The sequence below is a fragment of the Halomonas sp. 18071143 genome, from assembly GCF_019211725.1.
Taxonomy (GTDB): domain Bacteria; phylum Pseudomonadota; class Gammaproteobacteria; order Pseudomonadales; family Halomonadaceae; genus Vreelandella; species Vreelandella stevensii.
The window spans coordinates 1,777,108-1,800,556 of record NZ_CP078120.1 but is presented as its reverse complement, the minus strand read 5'-3'; the positions used below and the strand labels follow the sequence as shown (position 1 = coordinate 1,800,556).

General features: G+C 59.0%; 22 protein-coding genes and 4 tRNA genes. 9 read left to right on the top strand and 17 right to left on the bottom strand.

Annotation, left to right across the window (positions count from 1 at the left end):
- Positions 1-55: 55 nt before the first annotated feature.
- From KVY02_RS08360 to KVY02_RS08345, 4 genes are all read right to left on the bottom strand, one after another.
- Entirely contained in the window at positions 56-1,561 is a 1,506-nt protein-coding gene (locus KVY02_RS08360) for a fumarate hydratase (RefSeq protein ID WP_039178005.1), read from the bottom strand.
- A 229-nt stretch (positions 1,562-1,790) separates the two neighbouring features.
- Positions 1,791-3,815, bottom strand: a complete 2,025-nt coding sequence (uvrB, locus tag KVY02_RS08355; protein WP_218314956.1) for an excinuclease ABC subunit UvrB — start codon at positions 3,813-3,815, stop codon at positions 1,791-1,793.
- A gap of 17 nt (positions 3,816-3,832) precedes the next feature.
- On the bottom strand, positions 3,833-4,240 hold the full coding sequence (locus KVY02_RS08350; protein WP_081193228.1) for an OsmC family protein: 408 nt from the start codon (positions 4,238-4,240) through the stop codon (positions 3,833-3,835).
- Positions 4,241-4,438 (bottom strand): hypothetical protein, encoded by a 198-nt coding sequence (locus tag KVY02_RS08345; protein WP_016913800.1) that lies wholly within the window; start codon positions 4,436-4,438, stop codon positions 4,241-4,243.
- 217 nt (positions 4,439-4,655) lie between these two features.
- Between KVY02_RS08345 and KVY02_RS08340 the strand changes: the two genes are divergently transcribed.
- Positions 4,656-5,606: a CAF17-like 4Fe-4S cluster assembly/insertion protein YgfZ gene (locus tag KVY02_RS08340; protein ID WP_218314955.1), complete on the top strand. Its 951-nt coding sequence runs from the start codon at positions 4,656-4,658 to the stop codon at positions 5,604-5,606.
- Positions 5,607-5,623: 17 nt separating this feature from the next.
- Here the strand turns inward: KVY02_RS08340 and KVY02_RS08335 are convergent, their stop codons facing one another.
- The 4 genes from KVY02_RS08335 to KVY02_RS08320 all read right to left on the bottom strand — a co-directional run bounded on the left by KVY02_RS08335 (position 5,624) and on the right by KVY02_RS08320 (position 9,734).
- Complete coding sequence (locus tag KVY02_RS08335; RefSeq protein WP_081135563.1) at positions 5,624-6,397, bottom strand: TatD family hydrolase; 774 nt, start codon at positions 6,395-6,397, stop codon at positions 5,624-5,626.
- A 46-nt stretch (positions 6,398-6,443) separates the two neighbouring features.
- Positions 6,444-8,033, bottom strand: coding sequence for a peptide chain release factor 3 (locus tag KVY02_RS08330; protein WP_081135561.1), 1,590 nt, complete (start codon positions 8,031-8,033; stop codon positions 6,444-6,446).
- 162 nt (positions 8,034-8,195) lie between these two features.
- Complete coding sequence (locus tag KVY02_RS08325; RefSeq protein WP_218314954.1) at positions 8,196-8,405, bottom strand: hypothetical protein; 210 nt, start codon at positions 8,403-8,405, stop codon at positions 8,196-8,198.
- An 87-nt stretch (positions 8,406-8,492) separates the two neighbouring features.
- The gene (locus KVY02_RS08320; protein WP_218314953.1) at positions 8,493-9,734 is read right to left on the bottom strand and encodes an NAD(P)/FAD-dependent oxidoreductase; all 1,242 of its coding nucleotides are present in this window, start codon (positions 9,732-9,734) and stop codon (positions 8,493-8,495) included.
- Between the two features lie 348 nt (positions 9,735-10,082).
- On the opposite strand from KVY02_RS08320, the gene amt reads away from it, so the two are divergent.
- Positions 10,083-13,457 carry an ammonium transporter gene (gene amt, locus KVY02_RS08315; protein ID WP_218314952.1) on the top strand — a complete coding sequence of 1,125 codons (3,375 nt, stop codon included), beginning with the start codon at positions 10,083-10,085 and terminating at the stop codon, positions 13,455-13,457.
- A 94-nt stretch (positions 13,458-13,551) separates the two neighbouring features.
- Here amt and KVY02_RS08310 read toward each other — a convergent pair.
- The 4 genes from KVY02_RS08310 to KVY02_RS08295 form a co-directional block, all read right to left on the bottom strand.
- Positions 13,552-13,626, bottom strand: a tRNA-His gene (locus tag KVY02_RS08310).
- A 32-nt stretch (positions 13,627-13,658) separates the two neighbouring features.
- A tRNA-His gene (locus KVY02_RS08305) sits at positions 13,659-13,733 on the bottom strand.
- Positions 13,734-13,790: 57 nt separating this feature from the next.
- Positions 13,791-13,867 (bottom strand) — tRNA-Arg (locus tag KVY02_RS08300).
- Positions 13,868-13,963: 96 nt separating this feature from the next.
- Positions 13,964-14,040, bottom strand: a tRNA-Pro gene (locus KVY02_RS08295).
- A 205-nt stretch (positions 14,041-14,245) separates the two neighbouring features.
- On the opposite strand from KVY02_RS08295, the gene folD reads away from it, so the two are divergent.
- Together folD and mtnN are read left to right on the top strand one after the other, a co-directional pair.
- Positions 14,246-15,106: a bifunctional methylenetetrahydrofolate dehydrogenase/methenyltetrahydrofolate cyclohydrolase FolD gene (gene folD / locus KVY02_RS08290; protein WP_016913793.1), complete on the top strand. Its 861-nt coding sequence runs from the start codon at positions 14,246-14,248 to the stop codon at positions 15,104-15,106.
- 48 nt (positions 15,107-15,154) lie between these two features.
- Positions 15,155-15,862, top strand: a complete 708-nt coding sequence (mtnN, locus tag KVY02_RS08285) for a 5'-methylthioadenosine/S-adenosylhomocysteine nucleosidase (RefSeq protein ID WP_016913792.1) — start codon at positions 15,155-15,157, stop codon at positions 15,860-15,862.
- 42 nt (positions 15,863-15,904) lie between these two features.
- Here the strand turns inward: mtnN and pyrC are convergent, their stop codons facing one another.
- Positions 15,905-16,942, bottom strand: coding sequence for a dihydroorotase (gene pyrC / locus KVY02_RS08280; protein WP_016913791.1), 1,038 nt, complete (start codon positions 16,940-16,942; stop codon positions 15,905-15,907).
- A 150-nt stretch (positions 16,943-17,092) separates the two neighbouring features.
- Between pyrC and KVY02_RS08275 the strand changes: the two genes are divergently transcribed.
- Genes KVY02_RS08275 through KVY02_RS08265 form a run of 3 tightly spaced genes read left to right on the top strand, consistent with a single transcriptional unit; the run spans position 17,093 to position 19,364 of the window.
- The gene (locus KVY02_RS08275; protein ID WP_016913790.1) at positions 17,093-17,509 is read left to right on the top strand and encodes a hypothetical protein; all 417 of its coding nucleotides are present in this window, start codon (positions 17,093-17,095) and stop codon (positions 17,507-17,509) included.
- Between the two features lie 6 nt (positions 17,510-17,515).
- On the top strand, positions 17,516-18,787 hold the full coding sequence (locus KVY02_RS08270; RefSeq protein WP_016913789.1) for an ATP-binding protein: 1,272 nt from the start codon (positions 17,516-17,518) through the stop codon (positions 18,785-18,787).
- 37 nt (positions 18,788-18,824) lie between these two features.
- On the top strand, positions 18,825-19,364 hold the full coding sequence (locus KVY02_RS08265; RefSeq protein ID WP_016913788.1) for a response regulator transcription factor: 540 nt from the start codon (positions 18,825-18,827) through the stop codon (positions 19,362-19,364).
- Here KVY02_RS08265 and KVY02_RS08260 read toward each other — a convergent pair.
- Both KVY02_RS08260 and hybE read right to left on the bottom strand, forming a co-directional pair.
- The gene (locus tag KVY02_RS08260; protein WP_016913787.1) at positions 19,361-20,134 is read right to left on the bottom strand and encodes a 3-hydroxybutyrate dehydrogenase; all 774 of its coding nucleotides are present in this window, start codon (positions 20,132-20,134) and stop codon (positions 19,361-19,363) included. The genes KVY02_RS08265 and KVY02_RS08260 overlap by 4 nt on opposite strands.
- Before the next feature lie 93 nt (positions 20,135-20,227).
- Entirely contained in the window at positions 20,228-20,659 is a 432-nt protein-coding gene (gene hybE / locus KVY02_RS08255) for a [NiFe]-hydrogenase assembly chaperone HybE (protein WP_081193238.1), read from the bottom strand.
- Between the two features lie 150 nt (positions 20,660-20,809).
- Here hybE and KVY02_RS08250 point away from each other — a divergent pair, with 150 nt between their 5' ends.
- Both KVY02_RS08250 and KVY02_RS08245 read left to right on the top strand, forming a co-directional pair.
- Positions 20,810-21,073, top strand: coding sequence for a GrxA family glutaredoxin (locus tag KVY02_RS08250; RefSeq protein ID WP_081135547.1), 264 nt, complete (start codon positions 20,810-20,812; stop codon positions 21,071-21,073).
- Positions 21,074-21,202: 129 nt separating this feature from the next.
- The gene (locus KVY02_RS08245) at positions 21,203-21,970 is read left to right on the top strand and encodes a DUF1338 domain-containing protein (protein WP_100730647.1); all 768 of its coding nucleotides are present in this window, start codon (positions 21,203-21,205) and stop codon (positions 21,968-21,970) included.
- Positions 21,971-21,994: 24 nt separating this feature from the next.
- On the opposite strand, the gene KVY02_RS08240 is transcribed toward KVY02_RS08245, so the two are convergent.
- Complete coding sequence (locus KVY02_RS08240; RefSeq protein ID WP_016913783.1) at positions 21,995-22,657, bottom strand: CoA transferase subunit B; 663 nt, start codon at positions 22,655-22,657, stop codon at positions 21,995-21,997.
- A 47-nt stretch (positions 22,658-22,704) separates the two neighbouring features.
- Entirely contained in the window at positions 22,705-23,403 is a 699-nt protein-coding gene (locus KVY02_RS08235) for a CoA transferase subunit A (RefSeq protein WP_016913782.1), read from the bottom strand.
- Positions 23,404-23,449: the final 46 nt, after the last annotated feature.

Below are 23,449 nucleotides of genomic sequence, written 5' to 3'. Positions count from 1 at the left end.
GCCTGGGACGGGGCTTCCGATCACTCATCTGGTCACACAGGTTGCCAATCGTCCATCAGGCCTTTTGGGCAATGATTTCTTTCCACTTGGCAGGCCCCGTCTGATGCACCGACGTGCCCTGGCTATCGACGGCGACCGTGACCGGCATGTCTTCCACCTCGAACTCATAGATGGCTTCCATTCCAAGGTCCTCGAAGCCTACTACACGAGACTTCTTGATGGCCTGGGCCACCAGATAGGCAGAACCCCCGACCGCCATCAGATAGACGGCCTGGTTGTCGCGAATCGCGTCGATGGCCGCCTGGCCACGCTCAGCCTTGCCCACCATCCCCAGCAGCCCCGTCTCTTCCAGCATGGTGCGGGTGAACTTGTCCATACGAGTGGCGGTCGTTGGCCCTGCTGGCCCCACAACTTCATCACCTACCGGGTCTACTGGCCCAACGTAGTAGATGAAGCGCCCTTTCATGTCTACCGGCAACGGCTCACCTTTGGAGATCATGTCGACCATGCGCTTGTGCGCCGCATCACGGCCGGTCAGCAGTTTTCCGTTGAGCAACAGCGTGTCGCCTGGCTGCCAGGTGCTGACCTCTTCAGGAGTGACCGTATCGAGATTCACGCGCTTGACGTTATCACCCGCTTCACGAGTGATTTCCGGCCAATCTTCCAGCTTGGGAGCTGGCAATGAGACGGCACCGGAACCATCCAGAGTGAAGTGCGCATGACGCGTCGCCGCACAGTTGGGAATAATGGCTACCGGCTTGTTGGCCGCATGGGTGGGATAATCCTTGACCTTGATATCCAGCACCGTGGTCAAGCCGCCCAGCCCCTGGGCACCGATACCACTCTTGTTGATCTTGTCGAACAGCTCCAGACGCAGCTCTTCTGCCCGGTTGCTGGGGCCACGTGCCTGAAGGTCCTGGATGTCGATCGGATCGAGGAGCGCTTCCTTGGCGATTTCCATGGCCTTTTCGGCGGTTCCACCAATCCCGATACCGAGCATGCCGGGCGGGCACCAGCCAGCACCCATCTTGGGCAACTGTTCCATGACCCAATCCACCACGCTGTCGGAAGGGTTGAGCATGGCAAACTTCGATTTTGCCTCGCTACCGCCGCCCTTCGCTGCCACGTGAATATCGACCTTGTCGCCAGGCACGATCTTGTGATGGATGATGGCGGGCGTATTGTCCTTGGTGTTTTGGCGCTTGCCATCCGGGTCCGCCAGAACCGATGCACGCAGAACGTTATCGGGCAATTGATAGGCCCGGCGCACGCCTTCGTTGATCATGTCATCCAGGCTGAGGTCCGCTTCCCAGGTCACGTTCATGCCGACATGCACGAATACCGTCACGATGCCGGTATCCTGGCAGATGGGGCGATGGCCCGTGGCGCACATCCGTGAGTTGATCAGGATCTGAGCAATGGCATCCTTGGCCGCCGGATTCTCTTCGCGCTCATAAGCGGCTGCCATGGCATCGATGAAATCCTTGGGATGATAGTAAGAGATGTACTGCAGAGCATCGGCAACGCTTTGAATCACGTCGTCCTGGCGAATCACGGTCATGGATGAACAGCTCCTCGGTTATCGTGCTGAGCGCGACCTTCTCGGTCGTCTAAGTGTGCGGGAAGTATACCGTATTGAAACAGCCACGGCAGCCAATACAGGCCCACGCTACTGATCTGAGCGTAAGGCTTTGGTCTGACGAATCATCAACAGACAAGATAACGGTATAACTAAGCTGCTTCTCGATACGATCCGCGGCACGCCGGATTTCAGGGCCTTCAGGCATCGCCTATCCCAGCGCCAGCTGCTGTTCTTTCATGCGGTGCACCTGATCACGCAATCTCGCCGCCTCTTCGAACTCCAGGTTCTGGGCGGCCTCGAACATGGCGTCTTCCAGTTTGCTGATGGCCGCCAGCAGGTCTTGCCGACTCATGGACGCCACGTCATAGCTACCCTCAGGCTCGGCCACCTTGCGCTCGTTGCCACGTCGGCGGGAGCTCTTCTTGCCGGGCGCTTGGGCGGCTTCGAGAATGTCGGCCACCGAACGCGTCACGGTGGTCGGCGTGATGCCATGCTCTTCGTTATGGGCCATCTGCTTGGCGCGGCGGCGCTCGGTTTCATCGATGGCCTTGCGCATCGAGTCGGTAACCCGGTCACCGTAGAGAATCGCTTTACCGTTGGCGTTACGCGCCGCGCGGCCAATGGTCTGGATCAGCGAACGTTCGGCACGCAGGAAACCCTCCTTGTCTGCATCCAGAATGGCGACCAGCGATACTTCCGGAATATCCAGCCCTTCGCGCAGCAGGTTGATCCCCACCAGCACATCGAACTTGCCCAGCCGTAGATCGCGGATGATTTCCACCCGCTCGACAGTATCGATATCGGAGTGCAGATAGCGCACCCGAATATCGTGTTCGTCGAGATAGTCGGTCAAATCCTCGGCCATACGCTTGGTCAGCGTGGTCACCAGCACGCGCTCGCCCACTGCGGTGCGCAAGCCGATTTCGGACAGCAGATCGTCGACCTGGGTGCTGGCAGGGCGCACTTCGATTTGCGGATCAAGCAGCCCCGTGGGGCGCACCACCTGTTCGACCACCTGACCGGCATGCTCTGCCTCATAAGGCCCCGGGGTGGCCGATACGAAGATGGTCTGTGGCGAAATCGACTCCCACTCTTCGAACTTCATCGGCCGGTTGTCCAGCGCGGAAGGCAGGCGGAAGCCGTACTCCACCAGCGTTTCCTTGCGGGAGCGGTCACCTTTGTACATGCCACCCACCTGGGGCACGCTGACGTGGGACTCATCGATGAAGAGCAGCGCATCGTCGGGCAGGTAATCGAAAAATGTCGGCGGCGGCTCGCCAGGAGCACGGCCAGACAAGTAGCGCGAGTAGTTTTCGATGCCGTTGCAGTAACCCAGCTCCAGCATCATTTCGATGTCGTAGAGAGTGCGCTGTTCCAGGCGCTGGGCTTCCACCAGCCGCTCATGCTTTCTCAGCCATTCGAGCCGCTCTTTCAGCTCCCCCTTGATGGCATCGATGGCCTCCAGGATGGTTTCCCTGGGGGTGACATAGTGCGACTTCGGGTAGATCGTCATGCGCGGTACCTGGCCACGTATATCCCCCGTCAGCGGGTCAAACAGGCGAATGGAGTCGATCTCATCGTCGAAGAGCTCGACACGCACAGCCTCTTCATCGGCGTCGGCCGGAAAGATATCGATTACATCACCACGCACACGGTAGGTGCCGCGACGAAAGTCCATGTCGTTGCGCGTGTACTGCAGCTCCGCCAATCGGCGCAGGAAGGCACGCTGATCGATCAGCTCGCCGCGGGTAAAGTGCAGGCGCATTTTCAGATACTGGTCCGGGTCACCCAGACCATAGATCGCCGATACCGACACAACGATAAAGGCATCACGCCTTTCCAGCAGCGCCTTGGTGGCGGACAGCCGCATCTGCTCGATGTGATCATTGATCGAGGCATCTTTTTCAATGAACGTGTCCGAGGAAGGCACGTACGCTTCCGGCTGATAGTAGTCGTAGTAGGAGACGAAATATTCGACGGCGTTGTCGGGAAAGAACGCCTTGAATTCGCCGTACAGCTGGGCCGCCAGCGTCTTGTTGGGCGCCATGACGATGGTCGGCCGCTGTAGTTGCTGCACCACGTTGGCCATGGTGAAGGTCTTGCCGGAGCCGGTCACGCCCAGCAGCGTCTGGTGGGCCAGGCCCGACTCCAGGCCGCTTACCAGGCTGCGGATCGCGGTGGGCTGGTCGCCCGCAGGCTTGAATTTTGACTGCAGACGAAATTCCTTGCTCATCATGGCTCCTGGGGTGGTCACTCGGTGCAAGTGGTGATCTCGATGGTGGCCTGGGTCATCAACCGCTGAATGGGGCATTTGTGGCTGATCTCTTCCAGCTTGGCTTTCTGCTCAGGGTCGCTGATACCGTGCAGTTCGAGCTGAACGGCCAGCCGGTAAACGCCCTTCTTTTCATCCTGGTCGTCTCGCTGCACCGTGACCGTAATGCCTTCCAACGGCCACTGCTTGCGCTTGGCATACATTTGTACGGTAATGGCCTTGCAGGTTCCCAAAGCGATATCGAAATAGTCGTGAGGGTCCGGCGCACTTTCATCGCCACCCACCACTGCGGGCACGTCTGCGTAGAGGTCTTCCAGGCCATTGACCTCGATACGCTGGCGAAACGCTCGGTTGCGCTCACTGATCACCACGATAGGCGGATGCATTCACGACACCTTGATGGGTAGTTTGAGCTGTTCGACCGCCTTGATCAGCGCGTCGCGCTTGGCGCGTCCTTCCACTTCGGCGCCATGACGCCCTACTTCGGCGCTGTCCACCCCATCCAGCATCATCAATGCCGTGGTGATCTTGTTCACCTGATCAGCGTTGGAAACCCCTTGAAAACTGAGTGATTGCACTGCCATGCGCTGCCCTTTTATGTGTTAATGAGTCTTGTTAAGTATATGCTAGCGGGATCAATCGGCGATACGACGCAAAAATTCTTGTGCAAGACCGATACGCGGAATTGAAGTTTAGCACGCGCAAGTGCGCTTGCAATTGCAGCCCACTGCCCGCACCTAGCGTAACCTATTGCCGCGCCTTTCACTTCATGTCGCGCAGCTTTCATCTTCAGGAGAGACCATGGCCACCGCCGAGACTCACCCCTTCACCGGTACCGTTTATTTGACGCACCTGGCAGCGCTGGACGTCACGGGTCCTGATGCCGAAAAATTTCTCCAGGGTCAAACCAGCGCCCAGGTCGGCCTCGCCAATGGACACTTCGCCCCTCTGACGTGCTTTTGCACCCCCAAAGGGCGCATGTTGGCCAATGCCCAGCTGCTGCGCCTGGCGCCACAGCACTATCGGCTGGTTCTCGACGCCTCGCTGGCCGAGCCTCTGGCCAACCATTTGAAAAAGTTTGCCGCTTTCTACAAGGCCGAGCTGACGATTGCCACATCCGTAACGTTCGTGGGCAGCAGCGCCCCGGACACCTCGCTACTCGAGCAGGCAGGCGTGACGTTGCCCGATCAGGCCTATACGCATCATACCAGCCCCTTGGGCACCGCCCTGCGTATGCCGGGCACTCCTCGCTGGCTGCTGATGCTGGAAGAGACACCCCCAGAGAAGGCTTCGCAAGAGACGCTACAGCAAGCCTGGCAGTTGGCAGACATCCGTAGCGGCCTCGCCTGGTTGACGGCGGCACAGCAGGATCACTTCCTGCCACAAATGCTCAACTGGGAAGCGCTGGGCGGCATCAGCTTCAAAAAGGGCTGCTATACCGGGCAAGAAGTCGTCGCTCGGGCGCACTTTCGCGGCCAGGTCAAAAAACGCCTGGTGCATGCGCACGTGAGCGCCAGCGCATTACCCCAGATAGGTGACAGCCTGGTAGATAAGGAAGGGAAAGCCCTGGGTGAAGTCGTCAACAGCGCGTTCAGTGACGAACAGCAGGTAGAACTGCTGGCGGTCATGAATACCAAAGTGGCGGAGGAGCAGATCTCCGTCTACTGGCAAGCGCAGCCAGTGACCTTGCACGCGCTACCTTACCCCATTGAGCGCCTGGACCCTGAGGCGCTAGCGGCTCAATTGAGCTAGCGCCAGCGAGACGGCACTCACAGGCCAAAAATACGTGCAGCGTTGGCACTGCTCAGCGCTGCGACGTGTTCCAGCGATTGCTGACGCAGCTTAGCCACCTGCTCAGCGACGTGCTTCACGCGCGAAGGTTCATTGCGCTGCCCCTGGAAGCCACTCAGCGGCATATCGGGGCTATCGGTTTCCAGCACGAAGCCATCATCCGGCAATTTGGCCACCACGCGATGCAGGCGCTGAGCACGAGCGTAGGTGACGGCGCCTCCCAGCCCCAGTACAAACCCCGCATCCAGAAACCTTGCGGCCTGCTGGTAGGAACCGGCAAAGGCATGGATCATGCCGGGCCTCGCCAGTGCCCATTGATGAAGCCGCTTGGCCACGTCATCGTTGGCCTTCACACAGTGCACGACAGGGGGAAGCTGGCAACGGCTCGCGATACCGAGCTGGGCATCGAAATACTCCCACTGCTGCGAGAGACTCTCGCTGAAGCGACCATCGATACCACACTCGCCAATCGCCACCAGGGCGGTTTCCGGGCGGGTCAACTGCTGCTTGACCAGCGCCTCCAACGCCGCCAGGTCATCGGCGTGATGCCGAGCAATGAAATAGGGGTGAAGCCCGAGGCAGATGCTGACCCCGTCACTCTCGCCCAGCGCCAGCACATTCTGCCAGCGCTGGCGCACCGTGGCAGCCACGATGAAACCGGTGACGCCCACGGCCCTGGCCGCGGCGATGACGGCCTTTCGGTCTTCATCGAACTCCGTGGCATCCAGGTGGCAGTGGGCGTCAATGAGCATGGCAAGCGCTCTCGTTTGGGTAGGCCTCTTGAGGCGAGTCTTGAGATTAGTGCTCTCGGGTCGGCTGGAAACGGATATCCGGCCAGCGCTCCTGGGTCATTTGCAGATTGACCCGGGTCGGGGCAATATAGGTCAGGTAGCCACCGCCATCGATCGCCAGGTTAGCACTTGCCTTGCGCTTGAACTCTTCCAGCATTTTCGCATCGTCACAATAGACCCAGCGAGCCGTCTGCACGTTGACACCTTCGTAGAGACAATCGACCTTGTACTCTTCCTTCAAGCGGTGTGCGACGACGTCGAACTGCAGCGTACCTACTGCGCCAAGAATCAGGTCATTGTTATCCAGCGGCATGAAGACCTGAGTAGCCCCTTCCTCCGATAGCTGCTGCAGGCCTTTCTGAAGTGCTTTCATCTTCAGCGGGTCTTTCAGGCGCACGCGCTTGAACAGCTCCGGCGCAAAGTGCGGGATGCCCATGAAGCGCATGTCTTCACCCACGGTAAAGGTGTCACCAATCTGAATGGTGCCGTGGTTGTGCAAGCCGATGATATCGCCGGGCCAGGCCTCCTCCACGTGGGAGCGATCCGAGGCCATGAAGGTCAGCGCATCGGCAATCTTGACGTCCTTGCCAATGCGCACATGGCGCATCTTCATGTTCTTTTCGTACTTGCCGGAACACACCCGCAGAAAGGCAATGCGGTCACGGTGGTTCGGGTCCATGTTGGCCTGGATCTTGAAAACGAAACCGGTAAAGCGATCGTCCTGGGCCGTGACTTCTCGAGTATCGGTCTCGCGGGGCTGCGGCGATGGCGCGTACTCGACGAAGCCGTCGAGCATTTCACGCACACCGAAGTTACCCATGGCGGTACCAAAATAGACAGGAGTCAGCTCGCCACGACGATAGGCTTCCAGGTCGAACTCATGGGAGGCGCCGCGCACCAGATCGACTTCCATGCGCAGCTCTTCGGCCTGCTCTTCGCCCAGAATGGCATCCACCTCCGGGTTGTCCAACCCTTCGATACGCTTGTCGTCAGGGATACGGCTGCCCTGCCCCTGGGTATAGAGGTGAATCACGTCGTTGTAGAGATGATAGACCCCCTTGAAGTGCCGCCCCATGCCAATGGGCCAGGTCATCGGGGCACATTGGATGTTGAGCACCGTCTCCACTTCGTCCATGACTTCGATGGGGTCACGAATATCGCGGTCCATCTTGTTCACGAAGGTGAGGATGGGCGTGGTACGCAGTCGACACACTTCCATCAATTTGATGGTGCGATCTTCGACACCCTTGGCCCCATCGATGACCATCAGTGCGGAGTCGACGGCGGTCAGGGTACGGTACGTGTCTTCCGAGAAGTCCTCGTGTCCTGGGGTGTCCAGCAGGTTGACAATTCGCCCGCCGTAGGGGAACTGCATGACCGACGTGGTCACCGAGATGCCCCGCTCCTGCTCCATCTTCATCCAGTCGGACGTCGCGTGGCGATCATTGCGCTTGCTTTTCACCGAACCGGCCATCTGAATGGCGTTTCCGAACAGCAGCATTTTTTCGGTGATGGTCGTTTTACCGGCGTCAGGGTGGGAAATAATGGCAAAGGTGCGGCGTAGCTCTGCTTCGCGCGCTAATTGAGCGTCAGACATGGAGTTCTCTAAATAGGGGGACTGCGTAATAACCAAAAAAGCGCCAGACCAGTGGCGGGGTGCGCCTATGGTAACGCAACTCCCTGCCTGCGGCATACCAAAGCAAAAAACGCCGACAAGGTCGGCGTTTGGGTATTGAGAAAGGCGTTGTTCCAGCGGGGGTTAAGCGAAGGTATTGATTTGCGTACCGACGCTACCTTCCTGAGCAAGCTCGGGCTGCGCTGCCGAATCCGCCGACGCCAAAACTTCCGTGATCTGATCGGCTTGCTGCTCCAGCGCATCTCTGAACATTTGCATCTGCGCCTGTTCCACGGTTTGCGCCTGATTCATGTAAAGCGCCGTGCTCACCGTATTACTGACCGCGACATCCATTGCGGAACCTCCATCTAGCGGAATTTCATCTACAGCCTAGCAAACATCCCTTCCGGGTGCCAAACAAACCGGAACGCCACTTGGCATCTAGAAGCGGTCCGCGCGGAACGGCGCCATATCGATGGCCGGGGGTTTATTCTCCATCATGTCAGCCAGCAGTTGGCCGGTAGCAGGCCCCAGCGTAAAGCCCTGGTGGCCGTGACCGAATGCCAGCCACAAGCCTGGATGGCGTGGCGCCGGGCCAATCACCGGTTTCATGTCCGGCAGACAAGGACGCGCGCCCTTCCAGGCACGCTCGTCCTTGCGATCGGCCAGCGGAAAAATGGTCCGCGCCACGCTCTCTGCCGCCCCTAGCTGCTCTTCATCGGCCGGCGATTCCAGGCGATCCAGCTCCGCCCCCGTGGTCAGCCGCACGCCAGCGTTCATGGGCGCCAGCAGGTAGCCGACTTCTGCATCCATCAGCCAATAATGCAGCCTGGTGTCCGGTTGCGTGGCGTAGTGCATATGGTAGCCACGCTTGACGAACGTCGGGAAGTGGTAGCCCAGCGGCTTCATCCACTCTCCCGCCCAAGGGCCCAGAGCCATCACCACATCATCTGCCGTGAAGGTATCGGTGGCGGTGGTCACCTGCCACTGCGCCCCCTGCTGACTGACGCCGGTGATGTCCGCTTGTACCAGCTGGCCACCCAAAGCAACGAACGACTCGGCGTAGGCCGCTACCAGACCACCGGGATCAGCAACGGTCCAGGGGTCCAGCCAATGAATGGCCCCGATGATCTGCTCTCCCAGCTGGGGCTCTTTTTCGGCAACCCCCTGGCGGTCGAGCACCGCAAACTGCACACCATAGAGATCGCGGGCTTCCTCTGCTTCCTTGACACGCTTGGCCAGCTTCTCGGGGGTTCGATAGATCTCCAGCCAGCCCTCGCGACGTACCAACGCATCGGCACCTGCCGCTTCGATCATCGGTGCGTGGGCGTCGAGACACAGCTGGATCAGCGAGGCGTACTCCGGGACGATCTTCTTGTAGAGCCGCGACGACGAGTGGTGCCAATAACTGAGCAGCGGAGAGGCCGCCTTGATCATGCCGGTGGGCCGGTAGCGAATATCGACACGACGGTTAGGCAGCACGCTCAAAATGGTTTTCATATCGCGAGGAAACGGATACGGCCGTACCGCCTCACGCTGGATAATGCCCGCGTTACCGAACGAGGTTTCACGACCAGGCTGGCGGCGATCGATCAAGGTGACCTGAAAACCGCGCTTTTGCAGTTGCCAGGCGATACTGACGCCGACCATCCCTGCCCCTAAAACCACTGTTTGACGCGCCATTTTGATGCACTCCTTTCCGAAAGATGATGGTGCTACCAGCACTCTCCCCGGCAGCACTTCAGTGAATTGAAAAATATCACCATTCAAAGAGCAATTGCACAGTCATAAATACCGTTTTTTACCTATATTTCAGTTTTTAATCACGTAAAAAACCAAAATAAGGAGGAGTTCACTAGCCACGGCATGACATTTGCTTGATTCACATTAGCAGTGCTGAAAGCGTTCGTCACGGCGACGGGGATTCCTGCTCTCGTCACCCGACAGTGACGCATTTACCCACCCCCGAAGCACCAATGCAGTGCAAACCCTGCACCAGGCAGCGACAAAAGCATCAACAAGGACCCGCACATGGCAATGATTCTGGAGATGAGGCTTCTCGATACCTTATGGGTGCTGTGGGCCGCCGCCATGGTGTTCGTCATGCAAGCGGGATTCCTGTGCCTGGAGGCAGGCACTACCCGCACCAAGAATGCCATTAACGTCGCCATGAAAAACCTGGCCGACTTTGCGGTTTCGGTGACGGTTTTCTGGCTGATTGGCTTTGGCATGATGTTCGGTGTTTCCCAAGGGGGTTGGTTAGGGCTGTCGTTATTCGGCTGGGAGATGGAGACCAGCAACGCCTGGCTGATGACCGTGTTCATCTTTCAAGCCATGTTCTGCGCCACCGCAGCCACTATCGTGGCGGGCGCAGTGGCTGAACGCATGCCTTTCCTGGGCTACCTATGGACAGCCTTCTGGATAGCACTATTGATCTACCCAGTGTTTGGCCACTGGGCGTGGGGGGGCTTACTCGGTGGCACGCCCGGCTGGCTGGCCGCTCGTGGGTTCGTCGACTTTGCCGGAGCCACGGTAGTGCATAGCGTGGGCGGCTGGGTGGCCCTGGCCGCCGTTCTGGTGATTGGCCCCCGCACCGGGCGCTTTCGCGACGGCGTTAACGCCAACCCTTTTCCAGCGGGCAACCTGCCGCTGGCCATGCTGGGCGCACTGTTCATGATTCTGGGCTGGTTTGGCTTCAATGGTGGCAGTACCCTGGCATTGACCAGTGCCATTCCTGGCATTATCGCCAACACCCTGCTGGGCGCGACAGGCGGCATTCTATCGGCCATGTTGATGGGCTGGCGTATTCGTCGTTATGCCGACGTCATGTATGCGATCAACGGTGCCATTGCAGGTCTGGTCGCGGTCACGGCAGGTGCCCACGCCCTGTCGCTGCACGCTGCGTTCATGCTGGGCAGCGTTAGCGGCGTACTGATGGTGGCCGCCAGTGAGTGGCTGCTCAAAAAACGCGTCGATGATGCCGTAGGCGCCATTCCCGCCCACCTTGTCACCGGCATCTGGGGCACGCTGGCACTGCCCTGGGTGGCTAACCTGGAAGCGCTGGGCACCTCGCTAAGCCGCTGGGAGCAGTTTCAAGTTCAGCTCATGGGCGTGATTGTGTGCGGCGCATGGAGCTTTGGCATCGCCTGGCTACTGCTAAAGCTGAGCAAGCGCATCATGCCTCTGCGAGTTTCACCCGATGCCGAAAAGATGGGGCTCAATCTGGCGGAACATGGCGCCAAAAATGAGCTGCATCAGCTCCTCGAACACATGCGCCAACATGAACGCCAGGGCGACATGCGCCAGCGTATCGACGCCGACCCGTTTACCGAGGTAGGGGAAATCGCTGCCAGCTACAATCGAGTATCCGCCGCCCTGGAGCGCGCCGTAGGTCACACCCGCGTCATGCTGCGTAACCTGCGTGACGGCGTCTTGACCTGGCAGGCAGATGGCACGCTTACCAGCCTCAACCCTGGCGCCGAGGCCTTGTTCGGCGTACAAGCCCAACAGCTCATTGGGCAGCCCATCAGCACGCTGTTACCCCGCCGCTCCCTGGCGCCTGGCACACGGTTGGAAATCAAGCGACGCACCGAAGACCAACAGGTACGCTATCTCGAAATTCAGGTCAGCGAGGGGGCTGAGGGGTCACACTCGGAACGTTCAGGCATGGTGCGCGACATCACCGAGCGCAAACTGCTGCAGGAGCAGCTGAATCGAGAGCGCGATCTTGCCCGCACCACGCTCGCCTCCATTGGCGACGGGGTGATCACCTGCGATGCCAGTGGCAACATTACCTTCATGAACAGCGAAGCGCAGCGCTTGACCGGCTGGGACGCCAGCGAAGCCTCGAACAAACCGATTCACCGTATCTATCAGCTGCGTGACGAACATAGCGACGAACCAATCAACAATCCCGCCCGCCATGTCCTGACCCAGCATCGTCCACTTCAATACACCGACCCCAGCATGCTGCTGCACCGCAATGGCAAGCGCTACCCGATCCAGCACAGCGCATCGCCTATTCGCTCGCGCAGCGGCATCACCCTGGGTGCTGTCGTGGTCTTTCAGGATGTCAGCCTGACGCGCAAGCTCTCCGAACAGCTCAGCTATCAGGCCTCCCACGACAACTTGACCGAACTGGTCAATCGCCGCGCCTTCGAATCGCTGCTCGGCAAACTACTGGCACAGCCGGGAGGCGACCACACGCTTTGCTACCTGGACCTGGATCAGTTCAAGATCGTCAATGACACCTGCGGCCACCAGGCAGGTGATGAGCTGCTTCGTCAGGTGGCGCGCAAGCTGAAAGCGCATGTCCGCAGTAGCGATACCGTGGCGCGCCTGGGGGGCGATGAGTTTGCGCTGCTGCTGCCCGACTGCTCGTTGGAAAAGGCCCAACTAATTTGCGAAGCGCTACGCAGCGATATAGAGCAGTTCCGCTTTGCCTGGCAGGAGCACACCTTCGGCATCGGTGTCAGCATTGGGCTCGTCGCCATTACCTCAGCCCACCCCATGCGCCTTGCCGACACGCTGCATGCGGCCGACGCGGCTTGCTACAGCGCCAAGGAGGCAGGCCGCAACCGGATCCACTGCTACCAGCCCGACGACCAGCTGCTGCTGGAAAGACACGGGGAACTGCAGTGGGTACAGCGCTTGCAAAATGCTCTGGACAACGACACTTTCCGCCTGTTTGCACAGCCAATCTACCCTGTGTGCGCCCCTCACAAGGGATATCAGGAGATTTTGATACGCTTGGAAGAGCATGGTCAGCTGATTACCCCCGGCAGCTTTTTACCCGCCGCCGAACGCTACCATTTCATGCCGCGCATCGACCGCTGGGTCATTCGCAACACGCTGGCCTGGCTAAGTGACCGCTGCCGCAGTGCCGAACCCGATATCGTTGGTCGCTGGGGGATCAACCTGTCTGGCGATTCATTGTCCGACAGCGATTTCTGTCATGAGCTGATTCGCCAGGTACGCGCCGCCAAATTACCCCCTGGCACTCTGTGCTTCGAGATCACCGAAAGCGCTGCCATCGCGCAGCTCTCGAAAGTCAGCGAGCTGATTCAAACCTTGAAGTCGATGGGCTGCCATTTTGCGCTGGATGATTTTGGAACCGGCCTGTCGTCGTTTGGCTATCTCAAACAGCTATCGGTCGACTATCTCAAGATTGATGGCCGCTTCATCCGCAATCTGCACCAGGACCCCATTGATTGCGCCATGGTGGAAGCTATTCACGCCGTGGGCAAGGCCCTGCATATTGAAACGGTGGCTGAATTCGTGGAAACGCAGGAAACCCTGGATAAGCTACACGAACTGGGCATCGACTATGCGCAAGGCTATCTTTTGGGCACACCCATGGAAATAACACGCGCGGAGGGAAGTAACATCAAAGTCATGCCAAGATAATCGTGCCACAGTAGGCGACGAAGGATAGGCGGATGATTGAAAACAACGAGAAGAGTAGAACGAGAATTTCGAGGAAGAAACATGATCAGGTTAATGGGGTGGATGATGGGGATCGAACCCACGACCACCGGAGCCACAATCCGGGGCTCTACCACTGAGCTACACCCACCACAACCTGGATACTGCAGAACGTTTTGTCGATGGGGTGGATGATGGGGATCGAACCCACGACCACCGGAGCCACAATCCGGGGCTCTACCACTGAGCTACACCCACCATGACAAAACAGATGCTTGATAATAACGACAGGAGAATACGATTTCGCATTCTTGATGGCACGCCCAGCAGGACTCGAACCCGCAACCTACGGCTTAGAAGGCCGTTGCTCTATCCGGTTGAGCTATGGGCGCACATAATGTATCCAAAGATACCGATGAGCACTTGACCACAACCAAAGCCTGGAAAGCAGTGTTACTTTTAACTTCAAGTAATCGGCTTCAAGTAAATGGTCGGGATGGAGGGATTCGAACCCCCGACATCCTGCTCCCAAAGCAGGCGCGCTACCAGACTGCGCTACATCCCGATACTTGCCTTGAACGCTGCTGCGTGTCCCGTCTCAAGCGAGGCATATATTACTATTTCTGATTCTAAAGTCAACACTTAAAGCGTTTGATTCGATCGATGCTTTGCCTGACCGCCCGGCCATGCGAAAATTGCACAGCCGAATTGCTCGCTTGCCGAGCCATATCTTTTGTTCGCTTCTCCATTTTCAATAGGGATCTCACTACATGACCGCCCAACTCATCGATGGTAAAGCCATCGCCGCTCATGTCCGTCAACGCGTTGCCGCCCGCATTCAGGCACGTCAGCAGGAAGGTGTGCGTGCGCCCGGACTAGCCGTGGTCGTGGTCGGCGAGGACCCAGCCTCACATGTCTATGTCAATAACAAGCACCGCGCCTGTGAGCAGGCAGGCATTCTCTCTTTCCAACACGCCCTGCCCTCGGATACCTCACAATCCGCCCTCGAAGCGCTGGTAGACGAACTCAACGCCGACCCCAGCGTCGACGGCATCCTGGTGCAGCTCCCTTTGCCGGCACATCTCGATGCCGGCCCCATTCTGGAGCGCATCCGGCCCGACAAGGACGTAGATGGCTTCCACCCCTACAACCTTGGCCGCCTGGCCCAGCGGCTGCCTTCTCTACGCCCCTGCACACCCAAGGGCATCATGACCCTGCTGACGCAAAGCGGCATTGCCGTACGCGGCATGGATGCCACGGTCGTCGGCGCCTCCAATATCGTCGGTCGCCCCATGGCGCTAGAACTTATGCTGGCAGGCTGCACAACGACGGTCTGCCACCGTTTTACACGCGACCTGGCAAGCCACGTCAGCCGTGCAGACCTGGTGGTGGTCGCCGTCGGAAAACCGGGTATCGTGAAGGGTGAATGGATCAAACCCGGCGCGGTCGTCATCGATGTGGGCATCAACCGCCAGGACGATGGCCGTCTGATTGGCGACGTGGACTTTACCGCAGCGGTCGAGCGCGCCAGCTACATTACTCCCGTGCCCGGCGGCGTAGGCCCCATGACGGTAGCCACTCTGCTCGAAAACACGCTGGAAGCCGCTGAGCGACACGATCAGCAGCATTGAACCCGGCAACGAACGCCTTATCCCCACCGACCCGCGGAGAATATCACGGTGCAACGTATTGGTATCATTGGCGCCATGGCGCAAGAAGTGAACATTCTGGCGAGCCAACTGGCGAGCGCTGAGCGTGCCGAGCATGCAGGCTTCGTGTTTCATACCGGCACGCTGCATGGCCTGGAGGTGGTCATTCTCCAATCCGGCATCGGCAAGGTGAACGCCGCTGTGGGAACCGCCATTCTGCTGGAACGCTACCAGCCAGACGCCATCATCAACACCGGGTCTGCAGGCGGGTTTGCCACAGACCTGGCCATTGGTGATGTGATCATTTCGGACGAAGTGCGCCACCATGACGTAGATGCCACGGTCTTTGGCTATGCCCTGGGACAGGTGCCCGGCATGCCCGAGGCTTACCCGGCCAGCGAACACCTGCGCAGCGTGGCACGCAGCGCCATTGCAGCCCTGGGCGAAGTGACGGTGCGAGAAGGCATGGTCGCCACCGGCGATTCATTCATGGCCGACCCGGAGCGGGTAGCCAGGACCCGCGCCCAGTTCCCCACCATGCTGGCGGTCGAGATGGAGGGTGCCGCCATTGCCCAGACCTGTCATCTGTATGGCTGCCCCTTCGTGGTGATTCGCGCCCTGTCCGACATCCCGGGCAGCGGTGACAACCACCTCTCTTTCGAGCAGTTCCTCGAAGTGGCCGCCGACCACTCTTCACGCATGGTCAACCAGATGCTGTCGAAGCTGGCCAGCGAATGACTCTGAAACCCCCATCGCCGCCAGGCGATGGGGACTGACCTCTTACGCCTCCATCTGCCACGCCAGGGTTTCACCCGCCTGCAAAGGCACGATGGTCTGCCCTGCGGTATAAGGGTAGCTTTCCGGCAGTTGCCAATCACGGCGCACCAACGTAATCGTGTCGCCATTGGGCGCCAGCCCATAAAAACGCGGCCCATTCAGGCTGGCAAAGGCCTCCAGCTTGTCCAGTGCCCCAACCGACTCGAACGCCATGGCGTAAAGCTCGATAGCGGCAGGTGCCGTATAGGCGCCGGCGCAGCCACAGCTTGACTCCTTATCACCCTTGGCGTGAGGAGCACTGTCGGTTCCCAGGAAGAATTTCGCACTGCCGCTGGTGGCCGCTTTCAACAGCGCTTGACGATGCTGCTCACGTTTCAGGATTGGCAGGCAGTAGTAGTGAGGACGAATGCCCCCGGCCAGCATCTGGTTACGATTGAACAATAGGTGGTGAGCGGTGATGGTCGCTGCGACATTGTCCGACGCGTCAGCGACGAATTCAGCGGCCTGCTGCGTCGTAATGTGTTCGAACACGACCTTCAACGTCGGGTGACGAGCCAACAGAGGTTTCATGACGCGCTCGATGAACACGGCTTCACGGTCGAAGATGTCGATATCATGGTCGGTCACTTCGCCATGGACCAGCAACGGCATTCCCAGCCGCGCCATGGTGGCAATGGCCGCGTCGCAATGAGCGATATTGGTGACGCCGGAAGCCGAGTTGGTCGTTGCCCCCGCCGGATAGAGCTTGACCGCTTTGACCACACCGCTGGCGACAGCCCGTTCGATCTCTTCTGCGGGCGTCGTATCGGTGAGGTATAGCACCATCAGCGGCTCGAACGCACTACCCGCCGGCAAGGCCGCTAGGATACGTTCACGATAGGCCATGGCCTGCTCGGTCGTGGTCACCGGCGGTTTGAGGTTGGGCATGATGATGGCCCGCCCCATCTGGGCTGCGGTATGGCCTACCACCGCATTCAGCGCCTCGTCGTCGCGAAGGTGAAGGTGCCAATCGTCGGGGCGAGTGATCGTGATAGCGTCCACGGCAAGTCCTGTCTTGAAAGTGAAAGAGGGGTGTCACGGCTGCACAGTATACCCAATCGCCCCGCGGGATAAATCTGCACACGACCCCCACAGGCCCAGCCAAGTGTCGTATCATGACGCCACGTTGTAAGACCAAGGATGCTGTTGTTTATGCAGAACGTACGACGCTATGCGGATGTCATTGCCAGCATAGAGGGGTTGGTGTGGCTAGGCCTTGCCTGGTCGATCTCCATTTCCATGTATCAACAAAGTACCGAGCCGACGCTGGCCATGTTGTTCGTGGTAGGCGCGCTGCTGCTGTTCAGTTGGGCACACCGACCGCTGCGCTACCTGCTGATGCGTTACCATATCCGCAAGCGGCGCACCGACATGTGGATGCATACCCTGGCCCTGCCCCTGTTGCTGGCCATGTTTTTCCATATCCTGCTGGAAACGCTGTTGGGGAGTGCCTGGCTGCCACCCAAGATATTGCTGTTCAACCTGCTGGCATCGGCGGGTTGGTTAACCTTCGTCATGACGCTATTCATCAAGTTCGTGATTCATAGCGTCAAGACATCGAACAAGTAATCGTCCATGGCTACCGCCCTGCCCCTACCGCTCTCCACGCCCAACCGCAATCTGGTCCGGCTGACCATCGTCCGGGGGATTACCTGGACGGGCTTTCTGATGGCGATCATCGTCGGCATCGAGCTGCTAGCGTTCAATCTGCCGGTCACGGCGGTGGTCAGCGTAGTCATTGCCATGGGCATGCTGAACATTGCCACCTGGTGGCGGCTGGGCCGCCCCAGGGCGGTCACCCATATCGAGTATCTGGCCCACCTGCTGGCAGACATTACCGGCCTGACGCTGCTGTTCTATTTTTCCGGGGGGTCTACCAACCCTTTCATCACCTACTACCTGGTGCCGGTGACCATTGCCGCTGCCACGCTGCCGTGGCGACATGCCTGGATCATTGCTGCCTGTGCCATGGGCGGCTATACCTTCCTGATGTTTTTCTACCACCCCATTCCGCAGCTAGGTCATATCAGCAGTGACGGCCCTTTAAGCCTGCACGTGCTGGGCATGTGGCTCAATTTTGGCCTGTCGGCAGGGCTCGTGACTTTTTTCATCTACAAGATGGCCCATGCCCTACGCAGCCGCGACAAGGCACTGTCACGCACCCGGGAAGCCGCGCTACGCAACGAGCAGGTGCTGGCAGTGGCCACTCAGGCCGCTGGCACCGCCCATGAGCTGGGCACGCCGCTGTCGACCATGGCCGTGCTGTTGAAGGAGATGCAGACCGATGTAGCGCAAGGCTCTGCGCTCGCCGATGACATCGCACTGCTGCGTCAGCAGGTGGATATCTGCAAATCCCGGCTGCAGCACCTGGTCAACAACGCCGACCGACGCCGCATGGCCGAACCGGAAATCCTCGATGCCGAGATATGGCTGGCCGGCGTGGTTCAGCGCTGGCTGGTGATTCGTCCTGACGTCAACCACCATTTCGACGTGGCCGAGCGGCGGGGACGGCCGTGGATTGCCGTGGACGCCACCCTCGATCAGGCGCTCACCAACCTGCTCAACAACGCCGCCGACGCCAACCCCGAGCACATCGCCATTCGCCTGGATTGGCACGAGGAAAGCGTCGTGATCGATATCCGCGACCATGGCCCCGGTATCGCCATGTCGATTGCCGACCAGCTGGGCGACACCTTCGTGTCGACCAAGAGCAAGGGAATGGGCATCGGGCTTTTTTTGACGCACGCCACGATCAATCGGTTTGGTGGCGGTGTCAGCCTGTATAATCACCCGGAAGGGGGAACACTGACGGAAGTGACGCTGCCACGCTGCTCCGCACCGGGCTAGCCTGCCATCAGTGCCAAGTCAGACCATCGAGGATGCCATGCAGAACCAAGACCAGCGCCTGTTGATCGTGGATGATGATGAAATGTTCTGTCACGTACTGAGCCGCGCGTTGACGCGCCGTGGCTTCGAGGTGATGGTGGCCCATGACGCCGACCAAGCCATGGCGACCGCCGCGCAGTTCCTGCCCACCATGGCCACACTGGATTTGAAGCTCGAGCACAGCTCGGGGCTCAAACTGCTGCCCGAGCTGCTCAACACCGTGCCGGGCTGCCGTATCGTCGTACTCACCGGCTACTCCAGCATTGCCACCGCCGTCGAAGCCATCAAGCTGGGAGCCATCAACTACTTGTGCAAACCCGCCGACGCCGATGACGTCATGGCGGCCTTCGAGCACCCGGAAGCCGACCCCAACGTGGAGCTGGCCGACAACCCGCCCTCGATCAACCGCATTACCTGGGAACACATCCAGAAAGTGCTACAGGAGCACGATGGCAACATTTCGGCCACGGCAAGAGCCCTTGGCATGCATCGCCGGACGCTTCAGCGCAAGCTGCAGAAGCGCCCGGTACGCCGTTAGTGGGCGGTCCAGCCCAGGTCGATGTTCCAGCTGGCACCGGTCACTGCGCCCGCAGCATCCGACGCCAGATAGGCGACTAGCTGGGCCACTTCGGAAGGCTCGATCAGGCGTTTTACCGCTGCGTTTTTCAGCATGATCTTCTCGATCACTTCCTGCTCACCCATATTATTGAGCTTTGCCTGGTCGGCAATCTGATTGTCGACCAGCGGCGTCTTGACGTAGGCCGGACAAATGGCATTGGCCGTGATGCCCTGCTCACCCCCTTCGAGGGCCGCCGTCTTGGTCAGACCGATCATGCCGTGCTTGGCACTGATGTAGGCGGCCTTGCCGGGTGACGCCACCTGAGCATGGATAGAGGCGATATTGATGACTCGCCCCCACCCTTTCTGACGCATGTGCGGCCAGGCCGCCTGAGTCAGCAGGAAAGGCGCGGTGAGCATCAGGTCGATGATTTGCCGCCACTTCTCCTCTGGAAAAGACTCGATGGCCGCCACGTGCTGAATACCGGCATTGTTCACCAGGATATCCACGCCACCAAAGCGCTTCACGGCGTCGGCAATGGCACCACGGCAGGCGTCCGGGTCGGTCAAATCGGCCTTGTAGAACGCCGCACCGGCCTGATCGGCCACCTCCTGACCTGCCTCATTGAAATCCACTGCCAAGACCTGGTGACCCTGCTCGCAAAAATGCTGGACCACGGCGGCACCAATACCGCTGCTGGTACCGGTGACGACTGCAACACGGGGCGTTGACGCTTTATCTGCTGACATGCAGGCTTCCTTTTATCGAATCGACTGAAATGAAGGTATAAACGCTTAAAATTATAGGTGCAGTCTCGGGCTTCTGCCTTCTACCGAGTAAACTCAGAGAGTAGCAGGTGACATCAACTGCTCCATCATGCGCTGGGCAAGCCGAGACGCCTCTTGCAGGCTCTCCAGCTCGCTCAGGTCGTTCAGAATGCATCGCTGATAGAATTCGATACCGTTCGGCAAGCGCTCGAGCGTCATCCGATAACGGCCAGACGGCAAGGACACCACCAGGCTCTCTTCCAGGGGGGCCGACAGCGTTGCCTGCTCAGGCACCACCAGCATCCATAATGCACACGGGGTAATCAGCGCACCGACCAGGGTGCTGGCGCCGTTGATTCGCACCTCGCCGTATTGAAAACACAGCGCATCGACGCTCAATCGAGGGTTGTAGTGCGCCTCCTTTTTCAGCGCCGCTAACGATGCGTCTCGGTAGCTGTTCGCCAACTCGGCCAGATAGCCATAGTCCTGGGCCTGCAAGGCTTGCATGAGAGTACTCCTGTGAACGCTCGGTGTTGCTGGCCCCCATTGTAGGGCTTTATGGAGAGCGTAGCGTCCTGCTATTGGCGAAACACCTCGGGCTACGCCACAATGGGGTACTACTGTACAAGCCATACCTTATTCAACGGAGTCATTGCCATGTTCGTGGTTATTTTTGGGCGTATGTCCTGCCCCTTCTGTGTACGCGCCAAACAGCTTGCCGAGCATCTGGAAAACAGTGGCAAGATCGAAGGCTATCGCTACGTCGACATGCCCTCCGAAGGCGTTACCAAGGAAGATATTGCCAAAACGGCTGGCAAGCCCATCCACACCGTGCCGCAAGTCTTCATCGACCAGCAGCACGTGGGCGGGTACACCGAGTTCGACCAGCTCGTTCGCGACAACCAGCTGCTCGCCTCCTGACCCTGCCTGATCATCCGGCGTTAAAACCTTCATCGATTCGCGTTGAAGCTGCCACGACGCACTTGCCTATACTGAGCTTTTGATAACCGTGTTCGTTTTACCCAAGCCAGTAGGCGGCGAGGAATCCCGATGCAGCGCGAGGAGTTTTTACAACAGCTTTGGCTGGACTATATCCATAATCATCCGGATATCGGTGCACTCAGGCTATGGCCCATCAGCACCAGCGCAGAATACCTGACGCTGGTAACACTCAACCATGGCCCTTTCGCTACCAGTGCGCTTAGCGCCCCCTTGGCCAGAATGGGCTATCGTTCCGTCGGCCACTACGCCATGGCTGACAAAGGGTTACTGATTCACCTGCTGGCACCCAACGATGACAGTAGCTGGCTGGTGCTGGCGGAGCTGCAGGTCGGGGCGCTCTCCAGAACACCCAGAGAAGCCCTGACCGCTCTGATACAGCAGAGCCACCCCGCCGACTGCAAGGGCCACAACCTGCTGTGCCGAGGGCGTCCGTGGCCCATGCCAAGCTGGGCACTCTATCAACAGCTGTATACGGCACACCCATTGGCTGCCTGGCTGGCCGTCATGGGACCACGCCTGCATCATGCCGGATTCGATTGCGCCACGCTGGATGCCTCGCTGGACGCACTGGGCCTACAGCTGGAACACGTCGGGCTGCATGCCCTCGATAGCCAACAAAACGGGGTATTTTCGGTGTCCAGCCTGCTGGATCATCGCTTCTATCCCGCCATGCCGCAGAAAATCGTCTTCAGCGAAGGCGATGAGCACCGCCTTTGCCTCGGGGGGCTTTCACTGACACAACGCCACGTGGAAGATGATCACAAACGGCTAGCGGAAATTCTGCTACCGTTCCATACCCGCTGCGAAATGGCGTGAGTCGCGTTGACCCACGCCACCACGTCATGCGTCGAAGGTCATTTCCGGCACATGGTCGGGGACGATCAGCTTGCCCGCGGTCTTTTCGACGATCTCCTCGACGCTGACCCCAGGCGCACGCTCCTTGAGAATAAACGCGCCGTCCTTGATTTCAAGATAAGCCAGGTCGGTCAGAACACGGTTGATACAGCCAGCACCGGTCAGCGGCAGCGAGCATTTTTCCAGTAGCTTGGACTCACCATGCTTGGAAGCGTGAGTCATGGTGCAGATGATGTTCTCTGCGCCCGCCACCAGATCCATGGCGCCGCCCATGCCCTTGATGAGCTTGCCGGGAATCATCCAGGACGCAATATTGCCCTCCTGGTCCACTTCGAAAGCGCCGAGCACGGTCAAGTCCACATGCCCACCACGAATCATGGCGAAGGATTCGGCTGACGAGAAAATGGCCGCGCCGGGACGCGCCGTCACGGTCTGCTTGCCCGCATTGATCATGTCAGGGTCGACTTCTTCCTCGGTAGGAAAGCGCCCCATGCCCAGCAAGCCGTTTTCCGACTGCAGCATGACATCCATGCCGTCGGGGATATAGTTGGCCACCAGCGTGGGAATGCCGATTCCCAGATTCACATAGAACCCGTCCTGGAGTTCACGAGCCACTCGCTGTGCCATTTGTTCGCGTGTCAAAGCCATGGTGCCACCTCTTGTCGTTGAGCAGTAATGGAAAATAGGCAAACTGATTAGCTGCGCACGGTGCGCTGCTCGATACGTTTCTCGAACGTGCCCTGAATGATGCGATCCACATAAATGCCGGGAGTATGGATCTGACTGGGCTCCAGTTCGCCTGGCTCAACGATCTCCTCTACTTCTACCACGGTAATCTTGCCAGCAGTGGCGGCCATGGGATTGAAGTTCTGGGCAGTGTGACGGTACATGACGTTGCCGTAACGATCGGCTTTCCACCCTTTGACGATGGCGAAGTCACCCTTGATGGCCTCTTCGAGGATATAGTGACGACCGTCGAACTCACGCACTTCCTTGCCTTCACCAATCGGCGTGCCGTACCCGGTGGCCGTGAAGAACGCCGGGATACCTGCGCCAGCTGCGCGCATCTTTTCCGCCAACGTCCCCTGCGGCGTCAGCACCACTTCGATTTCATCATTCAGCATCTGCCGCTCGAACAGCGCGTTCTCGCCTACATAAGAGGCAATAATCTTGCTGATCTGGCGGTCTTCGAGCAGGATGCCCAGCCCAAAACCGTCGACACCGCAGTTATTGGACACCACGGTCAGGTCGCTGACCCCACGGCGCTTGATTTCAGCAATCAGGTTTTCGGGAATGCCACACAGGCCAAAGCCACCTGCAATCACGGTCATGCCGCTTTCCAGGCCTTCCATCGCTTCTTCATAGGAAGATACACGCTTGTCGAATCCTGCCATTGTGTTGCCTCACGTGGTTGGTAAAACGTTATCGGATATTGTTCGT

What these genes read in the sequence shown, in the direction of transcription:
- KVY02_RS08335 (WP_081135563.1), bottom strand. Translation starts at nt 6,397, where the DNA reads ATGCTCATTGACGCCCACTGCCACCTGGATGCCACGGAGTTCGATGAA.
- KVY02_RS08270 (WP_016913789.1), top strand. Translation starts at nt 17,516, where the DNA reads ATGGCTACCGCCCTGCCCCTACCGCTCTCCACGCCCAACCGCAATCTG.
- KVY02_RS08340 (WP_218314955.1), top strand. Translation starts at nt 4,656, where the DNA reads ATGGCCACCGCCGAGACTCACCCCTTCACCGGTACCGTTTATTTGACG.
- KVY02_RS08275 (WP_016913790.1), top strand. Translation starts at nt 17,093, where the DNA reads ATGCAGAACGTACGACGCTATGCGGATGTCATTGCCAGCATAGAGGGG.
- KVY02_RS08320 (WP_218314953.1), bottom strand. Translation starts at nt 9,734, where the DNA reads ATGGCGCGTCAAACAGTGGTTTTAGGGGCAGGGATGGTCGGCGTCAGT.
- KVY02_RS08235 (WP_016913782.1), bottom strand. Translation starts at nt 23,403, where the DNA reads ATGGCAGGATTCGACAAGCGTGTATCTTCCTATGAAGAAGCGATGGAA.
- KVY02_RS08345 (WP_016913800.1), bottom strand. Translation starts at nt 4,438, where the DNA reads ATGGCAGTGCAATCACTCAGTTTTCAAGGGGTTTCCAACGCTGATCAG.
- KVY02_RS08260 (WP_016913787.1), bottom strand. Translation starts at nt 20,134, where the DNA reads ATGTCAGCAGATAAAGCGTCAACGCCCCGTGTTGCAGTCGTCACCGGT.
- hybE (WP_081193238.1), bottom strand. Translation starts at nt 20,659, where the DNA reads ATGCAAGCCTTGCAGGCCCAGGACTATGGCTATCTGGCCGAGTTGGCG.
- KVY02_RS08250 (WP_081135547.1), top strand. Translation starts at nt 20,810, where the DNA reads ATGTTCGTGGTTATTTTTGGGCGTATGTCCTGCCCCTTCTGTGTACGC.
- uvrB (WP_218314956.1), bottom strand. Translation starts at nt 3,815, where the DNA reads ATGAGCAAGGAATTTCGTCTGCAGTCAAAATTCAAGCCTGCGGGCGAC.
- KVY02_RS08245 (WP_100730647.1), top strand. Translation starts at nt 21,203, where the DNA reads ATGCAGCGCGAGGAGTTTTTACAACAGCTTTGGCTGGACTATATCCAT.
- KVY02_RS08265 (WP_016913788.1), top strand. Translation starts at nt 18,825, where the DNA reads ATGCAGAACCAAGACCAGCGCCTGTTGATCGTGGATGATGATGAAATG.
- amt (WP_218314952.1), top strand. Translation starts at nt 10,083, where the DNA reads ATGGCAATGATTCTGGAGATGAGGCTTCTCGATACCTTATGGGTGCTG.
- KVY02_RS08325 (WP_218314954.1), bottom strand. Translation starts at nt 8,405, where the DNA reads ATGGATGTCGCGGTCAGTAATACGGTGAGCACGGCGCTTTACATGAAT.
- KVY02_RS08350 (WP_081193228.1), bottom strand. Translation starts at nt 4,240, where the DNA reads ATGCATCCGCCTATCGTGGTGATCAGTGAGCGCAACCGAGCGTTTCGC.
- KVY02_RS08240 (WP_016913783.1), bottom strand. Translation starts at nt 22,657, where the DNA reads ATGGCTTTGACACGCGAACAAATGGCACAGCGAGTGGCTCGTGAACTC.
- folD (WP_016913793.1), top strand. Translation starts at nt 14,246, where the DNA reads ATGACCGCCCAACTCATCGATGGTAAAGCCATCGCCGCTCATGTCCGT.
- KVY02_RS08360 (WP_039178005.1), bottom strand. Translation starts at nt 1,561, where the DNA reads ATGACCGTGATTCGCCAGGACGACGTGATTCAAAGCGTTGCCGATGCT.
- KVY02_RS08330 (WP_081135561.1), bottom strand. Translation starts at nt 8,033, where the DNA reads ATGTCTGACGCTCAATTAGCGCGCGAAGCAGAGCTACGCCGCACCTTT.